Below are 9494 nucleotides of genomic sequence, written 5' to 3' on the forward strand. Positions count from 1 at the left end.
CCACCATGAGCGCACCCCACACGGTCGAAATTCCGCCGGACAGATCCTCAGCCGATCCCGGTTAATACGTGGTAGTGACGGGGACACCCGGGTGATGCTGTGACGTCCTTCAAAGGCGCACACTCACGGCCTATGATCCAATGATGTCCGGCAAAGCCAGTCCTGGCGTGACCGACCTGCTCGATGCCGTGCTCGACGCGCACGGCGGACTTGACCGCTGGCGCCAATTCAGCTCGATGACGGCGACCATCGTCAGTGGCGGCAAGCTCTGGGAAATGAAGGGCCAACCACAGGATCCTCTACCGCGCAGAATGATCGTTGCGCTGCAGCGCGAATGGGCTTCTGTGCAACCGTTCGGCGCGGCGGACCAGAAAACCGACTTCACGCCGGACCGCGTCGCCATCGAAAAGCTTGACGGCCGTGTGGTCTCCGAACGAAGCGATCCGCGAGAATCGTTCGCCGGCCACGGCTTGACAACGCCGTGGGATCCGTTGCAACGCGCCTACTTCAACGGCTACGCGTTGTGGACATATCTGACCACTCCGTTTCTGATGACACTGCCCGGGTTCGACGTCGCCGAAATCGATCCGATCGAGGATGACGGCCAGCGCTGGTTTGGCCTACAGGCCCGCTGCCCGAACCACTTCGCCAGCCACAGCGCCATGCAAGAGTTCTATTTCGGCAGTGACTTTCTGCTGCGCCGCCACGACTATCGGGTCGATGTCGCGGGCGGTTTCGCTGCGATTCAATACGTCTACGACATCGTGGATGCCCAAGGGATCAAGCTTCCGACCAAGCGCCGCGCATACCGCTGCGACGCCGGCGGCCGCTTGCTGGCCGACGAACTCATGGTGTCCATCGATGTGAGCGAGATCCACCTGGTCTAAGGGGTTCGTTTGGTCCCCGGGGAGCTGTTGATCCCGTGCACCATTTCAATCGCCCGGCCCAAGGTGGTCAATCGGTCATCAAGCGTGTCACCGGCAGGGTAGAGCCGCACCGTATCGACGCCGGCATCACACCACAGCCGCAATCGTTGCCCCACCATGGGTTCCGTGCCGATCAGCGTCGTGGCCAACACCATCTCGTCGGTCACCAACTCGACCGCCCTGTCGCGATCACCGGCCTGCCACCGCTCGCGGATCTCACCGGCCACCTGGGCCCAGCCCTGCCGGCTGTAAGCCCGGTTATAGAAGTTGGTGGACTTCGATCCCATACCGCCGAGGCTAAAGGCGAGCTCCTTTTTGCGTGCGGACACCATCCCGTGCAACGACTCCTCGTCGTCGGCGAAGGCCACTTCCGCGCCCTGACAGATGTCCAGGTCGCGGCGGAAACGTCCGCTGCGGGCCAAACCGTCATCGAGATACCTGAAGTAGGCGCCCGCCCCTTCCGGCACGAAGCTGGTACCGAGCCACCCGTCGGCGACCTCACCGGTGAGCCGTAGCATCGCCGGCGACAAAGTCGCGAGATAGATTGGGATGGCATGCTCAGCGCGCATCGACAGCCGCATCGGCACAGCGTCACCGCCCGGTAGTGGAATGTTGAATTCCAAACCGGCATAAGAGATCTTGCCGCCCTCGAATACGTGGCGCACGATCTGAACGGTTTCACGCAGCCGGATCAGCGGCCTGTCGAACGGCACCCCGTGCAGCCCTTCGATGACCTGCGGGCCAGAGGCGCCCAGGCCGAGCAGAAACCGGCCGCCCGACAGGTTCGACAGCGTGATCGCGGCCTGCGCGATCGCGACCGGGGTCCGTGTCCCGAGTTGGATGATCCCCGAGCCGAGCAGCATCCGCTCGGTGCAGGCGGCGTAGTAGCCCAGCGCCGACGGCGCGTCAGACCCCCATGCTTCGGCTACCCAGCAGATGTCCAACCCCAGCCTCTCGGCTTCGACAACGAAATCCCTTTGTTGCGACCAGTCTTGGAAACCCGATGCCTCGATCGTGGTGGCCGCGCGCATCAGCCTTCCGCCAACTGCTTTATGTGCTCGAGGGTTACGGTCATATTTTTTTCGAACTCACGCGTCCGCACGAACACGATCTTCTGCTCCTTGTCGGGCATGCGATCGATCGCAAACGACAGCCCCGAGCGGGCGGGGCCCATCTGCATCCACTGTGTCAGCAGGGTGCCATCGTCTTTCGGGTGCAAGGTGAAACGCCATATCGCGGTGGGGTTATCGCGATCCTCGACCGCCCATGCCAGTGCACGCTCCGCGTCGCACTCGATGACCTCCGAAGTAGTCGCCCACTCTCCCAGTGCTTCATGCTTGCTGCGTCCGACGAACCTGGCACCGACCGACGGCCCGGTTGCCCCGTCCAGCCATTCGACCGACTGCAGTTCTTCGCTCATCGTCGGCATCAATTCGATGTTCGACACCAGCTGCCACACCTGCGACGGCGACGCGTCGATCCACGTCTGGACTTCCACGTTGGGTGTATCCGCATAGCGCGCACCCGTCCATTCCATGGCCCTCGGACCTCCTCATCCGGCGTTAATGGACCCTCATCGTCTGCCACCGCGCTGCATGATCAGGCCTCGTCCGATAACCGGCTCGGTGTCATGGGCGTCGATGTCCCGGCCACATTGCGAACACACGACGCGGACTGGGACGCGATGACCGCACGGGTTGTGCAACAGATCCACCGGCGGAGCGGGAAGACCGGTCCACTGGTTGCCCCATTGCATCAATGCCACATATACCGGGAACAGGGCTCGGCCCTTGGCGGTGAGCCGGTATTCGTTCAGGGCGCGTGCGGTGTGCTCGGTGTAGGGTCGACGCTCCAGAATGCCGTGCTCGACCAGCCAGTTCAGGCGCTCGGTGAGCACGTTGCGGGCCAGTCCGATGCCGCGCTGGAAGTCCTCGAAGCGCCGGGCCCCGTTGAACGCCTGCCGCAGAATCACCCACACCCAGCGCTCCCCAAGGATGCCAGCCGAGCGGGTGATGGCGCAGTTCTCCTCCAAGAGATCGACGTGCTTCACTCGTCTGACAATAACGCTTTCGAGCAGCTGGACTGTCGCCCACTCGTGAGCACCGAGGACGAGCGACGACGATCGCGCGGACCAATGGTTGTTTCGTTCGCACCGTCGCTCGGCTGGCGAATCCGCAGCAACCGGCGCAGTATCGCGCTATGAGACGAGAAGTGGGCGCGGAGATCGAGGTCGAAATCACCGCGTCTACGCGGCTGGAGTTCCAGATAGCAGTTGCGCCGCATCCGCGCACCGAGGTCTTCGAGTCACTGCACTTCGTCTTGAACGGTCAACCAATCACGCCACTTGAAATCAGTGGAGTGCACGGCAACCGCATCCATCAGTTCGACGCGCCGACGGGGACACTAAAAGTCCATTACTCGGCGACAGTCGTGGGCCAGACTGATCCGGCTCCGGTAACCGATTACGACCAGTCGATGTATCTGCGGCCCAGCCGCTACGCCGAGGCCGATAAGTTCTATGGTTTCGCCACAACCGAATTCGGCAACGACCGCAGTCCCGCAGCGCTGCTGGAGCACGTGACCTCGTGGGTGGGTAGCAGGCTGAACTATGTGCCCGGCTCCAGTGATCCGATTGATGGGGCGGTGGACACGTTGCTCGCCGGTGAAGGTGTGTGCCGCGACTACGCGCATCTGGTGGTCGCACTGCTACGTGCGGTGCATGTCCCAGCCCGCTTGGTGTCGGTGTACGCCCCAGGCGCGTATCCGATGGATTTTCACGCGGTCGCCGAGGCTTTCGTCGAGGGACAGTGGCGGGTGGTCGATGCGACGCTGCTAGCGCCGCGGCAAACTTTGGTGCGGATAGCCACCGGTCGCGACGCTGCCGACACAGCGTTCCTCGACAATCACAAAGGCGCGATCACGCTGAATCAGCTGTTGGTGACCGCCGTCGTCGATGGCGACCTGCCTCGGGATTCGATCGACCAACTGGTTTCCATCCGCTGACCATGGCGCGCCCCGACGATTGCTGACAACTTCCCAGCTGGGTAATCCGCTTGACTCGGTCGGGGTCTTTGGCCCATCAAAACCGCTGCCAGCGTGGCGATTCGGCTTCGCGGCGCCGTTGGCGGCCCGCTGCTATCGCCGTCTTGAGCCCGCGGCGCCGCCCTGTCACTGGGTCGGTTCTGGCGAAACCGGGCTCCAGTTCAGCGAACATCCGCTCGCTACGGGTTTCCGGGGCATCGTCGGCAGTGTCGCGCAAGTACCTGTTCGGCAGCGATAGTTTGGCGATGGTGCGCCACGTCTCGCCGTACTGCCTCAGGAAAGATCCTGTGGTGTAAGGCAAGTCGTACTTTTCGCACACCGCGCGCACCCGCACCGAAATTTCGTGCAGCCGGTTGCTCGGCAGATCGGGGTACAGGTGGTGTTCGATCTGATGGCAGAGGTTGCCGCTCAGGAACCGCAGCACGGGCCCGGCCTCGAAGTTGGCACTTCCCAGCATCTGGCGCAGGTACCACTCGCCCTTAGTTTCACCTTCCATATCGGTGTTGGTGAATTTCTCTGCGCCATCGGGGAAATGCCCGCAGACGATCACCGCGTGGGCCCAGATGCTGCGGATCACGTTAGCCAACGCGTTGGCCTTCAGCGTGGATTTGTAGGTCGCCGCCGGCGACAGTGAGGTGAGCGCCGGGAACGCGACGTAATCCTTGACCACCTGTCTGCCGACCTTGGTAGAGAACTCGCGCGTCTGCTGAAGGGTGGTGTCGCGCTCCGGGCCGGCCGTCAAGAGTTTTTCGAGGTCGACGGTCTGCAAGCCGATTGCCCACTCGAACCCGAGCGCGAGGATGGCGTTGTACAGCAGGTTGCCGATGTTGTAGCGCTCCCAGGTCTGGTCACGAGTGACTCGCAGGATGAAGTAGCCCACATCGTCGTCCATGCCGAGGATGTTGGTGTACTTGTGGTGCCGAAAGTTGTGGGCGGAACGCCAGTGTTTTGACGCCGCGTTCATGTCCCACTCCCATGTGGTCGAGTGGATTTCGGGGTCGTTCATCCAGTTCCACTGGCCGTGCATGACGTTGTGGCCGATCTCCATGTTCTCGACGATCTTGGCCAGACCCAGGGTCAGTGTTCCCGCCCACCACGCCGAGCGCTTCGAGCTACCGGCCAGCACGAGCCGGCCCGCTACTTCGAGAACACGCTGCGCGGCGATGGTGCGGCGGATGTAGCGGGCGTCGCGCTGGCCAAGCGAATCCTCGATATCCAGTCGGATCGCGTCCAGCTCGACGGCCAGATTCTCAATGTCGGCCTCAGTCAAGTGGGCAAAGGCCGGAACGTCAGTGATCGCCATGGTTTTCCTCCCCTTCGGACTTCGATGGCGGGATCTCAGCGTTCACATGCATCGGCGAGTGCCTGATCGATGGCGAGTCCGCTCCCTGGACCGTCAACGCCGCTAACGGTTCTGTTGGTTCCTTCTGGACGAAGGACTTACGTGATTCTTATGTCTGCAGGTTGACCCAGTTTTCCTGCGTGTCAGTACTGTTCGTTGATCCTGTGGCCAAGCTCCGCAAGATGAGTGAGCGGCAACCACGCCCCCGAGGCCGAACTCCTCCTCATCGTCGATACAGGTTCATTAACCGGCGAAGACTTCGATAGGCCCCGCCTGATATTCCCTTCTTGCCACACCGGTCACGTTCAACATCGCCTGGCCCGGTATGCCTGGGGAATCACCCCGCCATACCCAACCCAGACGACCGCAAGCGTACATGGCTATTACGATGAATTCGCGCCAGACATCGTCTCGTCACTGAAAGTGTGCGCCGAGATACATCAAAATGCGTTTCCTCGCCCTGCGCCCAGGCGCCAAACAGCCCGGCTGGACGCTCCAGCTGCGCCGTTTTCCCGACGAAGGTCGACCGCAAAGATGAGAACGCATAGTGGCGACAACTGAGCTGGACGACCGCTCCGTGCCGATGGCCGAAATTTCAAACGCGTTCCGTCCGAATACGTTTAGGTCTTGGTCAACGTGAAGGTTCGCGTGAATGACGGCGCGTCTGAGCCTTTGTGCGCGGCACAGCGCAGCGGGATAACGGCAACTGTGCCACTCATGGTTGTGAGATTCACGGTATAAGACTGTGCCTGTGTCAATGATGTCCCGTCCGGACACAGACTTGAAGGGTTCGTCGTGAAGCTCCCTTGACCGTTGTACACCTGCGTGTCGATGATGCCCCCGGCGATGTCAGGATCCTGTTTCTTAGATCCCCCTCCACCGTGGATGTTGGCGCAGCCGGCGCCGCACGAAGTGATCGTCCATAACCCAATTTGACCCTGGGGGGTCTCCACGTCATAGGTGCCGTTCGGCGGGTCCGCCGAAGCAGTCCCCGCAGCCAGGAGCAGCAGCGGCGTTAAAGCCGCGAGTCCGATCGCGGTGCGAACGCTCATGCGGGTGGATGATTCGCGGCGCGGGTAAGTGTTCATGACGTTGGCACTTCTCTGTTTGAGGCCCAAGGCGTGTCGCCGCCCGGGCCATGCCACACTCTGGCTCCGGTGGTAACTGGTTCCTATTGTGACGGGCTGGGGTCCCGCTGTGAAGACGCTACGCTTGCTGACAGCAAATGATGACGGAATGTGCAAGTCATCGAGTGCGCACATTGTTCTCAGGACACATTCACGACGGAAATGGTCCATCACTGCGCCAGATTTCGGCTGCGTTGCTCAACGAATAACTCTTGGTCAGGTGATGCATTCGGTACTTGCCAATGCGCCGGCTAGTTGCTCGTGTGCGACCTCGGCGTCGTAGCGGGGCTGCACGTTGACGAAGACATCGCGCTCGTCCCCAGCTGGTCCAACTCGCTTACTAGCCGTGTACGTACATTCACCGTACGATGAAGTGATCGGCAGCTGCGAGCAGAGGATGACTGAACGTAAGAAAGAGGTGTCGCTGTGGCAGTCAAAACGAAGCGGATCGAGGTTCGCGCGGAGCAAGCGACCTTGGACCGCATCCAGCGCGCCGCCACCCTTGTCCATGAGCAGACGTCGGAGTTCGTCCGGAAAGCGGCGATGCAACGGGCCGAAGACATCCTGCGTCGCGAGTTGGTAACGGTGATGGAGCCCGAACAGTTCGACAAACTGATGTCCTCACTCGATGCTGCTGACGCCGCGCCGCGGCTGGCGGCAGCCGCACGGAAACCAGCGGTGTTCACCCGGCGTTGAGCAATGTTCGAGTCCGAGCGACTCACTGACGCCCACACGCTGGAAGGATTCGACTGCGGTAAGGAGTCGCTGAATACCTGGCTCGTCGCCCATGCCCGTCGCGCGAACAGCAGCGGGATCGCGCACGTCTACGTATGGACCCCGCTCGGCGAACAGAAAGTCAGCGCCTATTTCGCCATCTGCCCCACCGAGGTAGTACGCAACGACGACGGCCTCTCGGGATCCATGGCCGGCGGCTACTCCCGCATACCCGGATACTTGATCGCCCGCCTGGCGATTGACACGTCGTTGCGAGGCCAGGGATTTGGCGAGCAGCTACTCCTCGACGCACTAGGCAAAGCCGTCGCCGCATCCGAAATCGGCGGCGGCCGGCTCATCGTCGTCGATGCCATCGACGACCAAGCACAATCCTTCTACGAGCACTACCACTTCGTTCCCGTCCGAAACCGCAAGCGTCGCCTGGTCATGAAAGTATCCACAGCGGCGAAAGCGCTCGGGGAGCGTTGGCGGGAGTAAACCCTTCCGACGAAAAGCTAGGCTGCACAGAAGCAGATGCGCCAGTGGTCGTTGACGCGGACACTGTATTGGCCGGCGCGGCTGCGGGCCAGCTTCTCCAGCCGGTTGTCTGGTGGCACCCGGAGGTCGTTGATGCTCTCGGCGGCATTGATGAGAACGCGCTTGTTGTATGCGAGTCTGCTGAGTTCCGGGCTGAGTTTCTTGATATAGCGGCGATGCCGGATCGCTTGAGGGCTCTCCGGTGGGGACTCGAACCCCTGACAACCACAGTGCCAGTGTGAAACCGGTTGTGCTGCCTTGTGGTTCAGCATCCAGTGCATGACGGTTCGTGCACGTCAGCGGGCCGTTTTCGTACTCGTACGTTTCAGTGTGTGTTTGCGGGTGATCCGAAGTCGCAGGACGCAGTTAGCACACGCCGAACGGAGGTTCGTGGGCTGAGGTTAGCCGGACTGGCCAGACTGGCCTGTGGTGCCGTTGCCGGCGGGGCCGGTGCCGCCGTTACCGCCGGGGCCGCCGGCACCGCCGCTGCCGATCAGCCCGGGGCCGCCGCCGTCTGCGCCGTCTCCGCCGTCTCCGCCGTGACCGGTCGGGGAGTTGCCGCCGGCCCCGCCGGTACCTCCGTCACCGCCGTTGCCGAGTCCGATCGCCTGGCCGCCGGCGCCGGCCGCCCCGCCGGCCCCGCCGGTATCCCCGGTACCGGGTTGACTGCCGGTCACGGCGCCGGAGTCGCCGCCGGCACCGCCAGCGCCGCCATGACCGCCGCTGATGCCGATCATGTTGATCCCGCCGCCACCGCCGGAGCCTCCGGCCCCGCCGACATCGCCCGTGGAGATGGTGCTGTTGGTGACGGCCCCGCCGGCCCCACCGACCCCACCGGCACCGCCGATCCCGCCGTTGCCGAGCACGAGTACGGCGCCGCCGGCTCCGCCGATCCCGCCGGCCCCGCCGACATCGCCGAAGCCGACGTTGCTGTCGGTGACGGCCCCACCGACCCCACCGGTGCCGCCGTTACCGCCGGCACCGCCGTTACCGACATCCGAGGCGAGGCCGGCGGCGCCGCCGGTGCCCCCGGCCCCGCCGATGTCGCCGGTGGTGACGGTGCTGGATCCGCTCACGGCCCCCCCTGCCCCGCCGACACCACCGGCCCCGCCGTTGCCGCCGTTACCGATTAACACGGCTAGGTCGCCGGTGCCGCCGGTCCCACCTGCCCCACCGACATCGCCGGTGGTCACGATGCTGGATCCGCTCACAGCCCCACCAGCTCCGCCGGCCCCACCGGCCCCACCAGCGCCGCCGTTACCGACATACCCGCTAAGGTTGCCGGTGCCGCCTGCCCCGCCGGCCCCGCCATCGTCGCCGATGGTGACGGTGCTGGATCCGCTCACGGCCCCACCAGCTCCGCCGGCCCCGCCGGCCCCACCGGCGCCGCCGTTACCAATCTGCCCCGCATAGGCGCCGTTGCCGCCGGCACCACCGGCGCCGCCGTCGTCGCCGACGGTGACGGTGCTATCGATGACGGCCCCGCCAGCGCCGCCGGCCCCGCCAGCGCCGCCGTCAGCGCCATTACCAGCAACGATGCTCCCGCCAGCGCCGCCAGCCCCGCCGTTGTCGCCGGAGTGAACGGTGCTGCCCGTGACGGTCCCGCCGGTCCCGCCGGCCCCGCCATTACCCCCGTGACTAACCACGGTGCCGTAGGTACCGCCGGAGCCGGTGCCTCCGGCCCCGCCGGCCCCGCCGTCGTCGCCGGTGGTGACGGTGCTGGACGCGCTCACGGCCCCGCCTGCCCCACCGTTACCGCCGGCGCCACCGTTACCGCCGTTACCGACTAACCCGGCATTGTCGCCG

Annotated in this window: 10 protein-coding genes and 1 pseudogene; 4 read left to right on the top strand and 7 right to left on the bottom strand. The window is 64.0% G+C overall.

The window, feature by feature from the left end; all coding sequences use genetic code 11:
• The first annotated feature begins 143 nt into the window (after positions 1–143).
• Positions 144–887: a hypothetical protein gene (locus JO236_RS20935; protein WP_293335026.1), complete on the top strand. Its 744-nt coding sequence runs from the start codon at positions 144–146 to the stop codon at positions 885–887.
• On the opposite strand, the gene JO236_RS20940 is transcribed toward JO236_RS20935, so the two are convergent.
• From JO236_RS20940 to JO236_RS20950, 3 genes are read right to left on the bottom strand one after another with little or no spacing between them, the layout of a single operon-like run.
• Positions 884–1957: an LLM class flavin-dependent oxidoreductase gene (locus JO236_RS20940; protein ID WP_293335029.1), complete on the bottom strand. Its 1074-nt coding sequence runs from the start codon at positions 1955–1957 to the stop codon at positions 884–886. The genes JO236_RS20935 and JO236_RS20940 overlap by 4 nt on opposite strands.
• Positions 1957–2463: an SRPBCC family protein gene (locus tag JO236_RS20945; RefSeq protein WP_293335032.1), complete on the bottom strand. Its 507-nt coding sequence runs from the start codon at positions 2461–2463 to the stop codon at positions 1957–1959. Before JO236_RS20945 ends, JO236_RS20940 begins: the two co-directional genes overlap by 1 nt.
• A gap of 36 nt (positions 2464–2499) precedes the next feature.
• On the bottom strand, positions 2500–2976 hold the full coding sequence (locus tag JO236_RS20950) for a winged helix-turn-helix transcriptional regulator (protein WP_293335035.1): 477 nt from the start codon (positions 2974–2976) through the stop codon (positions 2500–2502).
• 149 nt (positions 2977–3125) lie between these two features.
• Between JO236_RS20950 and JO236_RS20955 the strand changes: the two genes are divergently transcribed.
• Positions 3126–3929: a transglutaminase-like domain-containing protein gene (locus JO236_RS20955; protein WP_293335038.1), complete on the top strand. Its 804-nt coding sequence runs from the start codon at positions 3126–3128 to the stop codon at positions 3927–3929.
• A gap of 76 nt (positions 3930–4005) precedes the next feature.
• Here JO236_RS20955 and JO236_RS20960 read toward each other — a convergent pair whose 3' ends face one another.
• Positions 4006–5271: a fatty acid desaturase family protein gene (locus JO236_RS20960; protein WP_293335041.1), complete on the bottom strand. Its 1266-nt coding sequence runs from the start codon at positions 5269–5271 to the stop codon at positions 4006–4008.
• A 659-nt stretch (positions 5272–5930) separates the two neighbouring features.
• Complete coding sequence (locus tag JO236_RS20965) at positions 5931–6398, bottom strand: hypothetical protein (protein ID WP_293335044.1); 468 nt, start codon at positions 6396–6398, stop codon at positions 5931–5933.
• A 465-nt stretch (positions 6399–6863) separates the two neighbouring features.
• On the opposite strand from JO236_RS20965, the gene JO236_RS20970 reads away from it, so the two are divergent.
• Both JO236_RS20970 and JO236_RS20975 read left to right on the top strand, forming a co-directional pair.
• Positions 6864–7133, top strand: a complete 270-nt coding sequence (locus tag JO236_RS20970; protein ID WP_293335047.1) for a DUF1778 domain-containing protein — start codon at positions 6864–6866, stop codon at positions 7131–7133.
• Between the two features lie 3 nt (positions 7134–7136).
• Complete coding sequence (locus tag JO236_RS20975) at positions 7137–7649, top strand: GNAT family N-acetyltransferase (RefSeq protein WP_293335050.1); 513 nt, start codon at positions 7137–7139, stop codon at positions 7647–7649.
• Positions 7650–7666: 17 nt separating this feature from the next.
• On the opposite strand, the gene JO236_RS20980 is transcribed toward JO236_RS20975, so the two are convergent.
• Together JO236_RS20980 and JO236_RS20985 are read right to left on the bottom strand one after the other, a co-directional pair.
• Positions 7667–7960: a type II toxin-antitoxin system RelE/ParE family toxin gene (locus JO236_RS20980; protein ID WP_293335053.1), complete on the bottom strand. Its 294-nt coding sequence runs from the start codon at positions 7958–7960 to the stop codon at positions 7667–7669.
• Between the two features lie 129 nt (positions 7961–8089).
• Positions 8090–9494: pseudogene (locus JO236_RS20985) on the bottom strand (PE family protein); the annotation flags it as partial.

This window comes from Mycobacterium sp. (assembly GCF_019247635.1).
Classification (GTDB): Bacteria; Actinomycetota; Actinomycetes; order Mycobacteriales; family Mycobacteriaceae; genus Mycobacterium.

Excerpts from the sequence above, each read along its gene's own strand:
- JO236_RS20960 (WP_293335041.1), bottom strand. The coding sequence starts at position 5,271 with ATGGCGATCACTGACGTTCCGGCCTTTGCCCACTTGACTGAGGCCGAC.
- JO236_RS20965 (WP_293335044.1), bottom strand. The coding sequence starts at position 6,398 with ATGAACACTTACCCGCGCCGCGAATCATCCACCCGCATGAGCGTTCGC.
- JO236_RS20975 (WP_293335050.1), top strand. The coding sequence starts at position 7,137 with ATGTTCGAGTCCGAGCGACTCACTGACGCCCACACGCTGGAAGGATTC.
- JO236_RS20935 (WP_293335026.1), top strand. The coding sequence starts at position 144 with ATGTCCGGCAAAGCCAGTCCTGGCGTGACCGACCTGCTCGATGCCGTG.
- JO236_RS20980 (WP_293335053.1), bottom strand. The coding sequence starts at position 7,960 with ATGCTGAACCACAAGGCAGCACAACCGGTTTCACACTGGCACTGTGGT.
- JO236_RS20940 (WP_293335029.1), bottom strand. The coding sequence starts at position 1,957 with ATGCGCGCGGCCACCACGATCGAGGCATCGGGTTTCCAAGACTGGTCG.
- JO236_RS20945 (WP_293335032.1), bottom strand. The coding sequence starts at position 2,463 with ATGGAATGGACGGGTGCGCGCTATGCGGATACACCCAACGTGGAAGTC.
- JO236_RS20955 (WP_293335038.1), top strand. The coding sequence starts at position 3,126 with ATGAGACGAGAAGTGGGCGCGGAGATCGAGGTCGAAATCACCGCGTCT.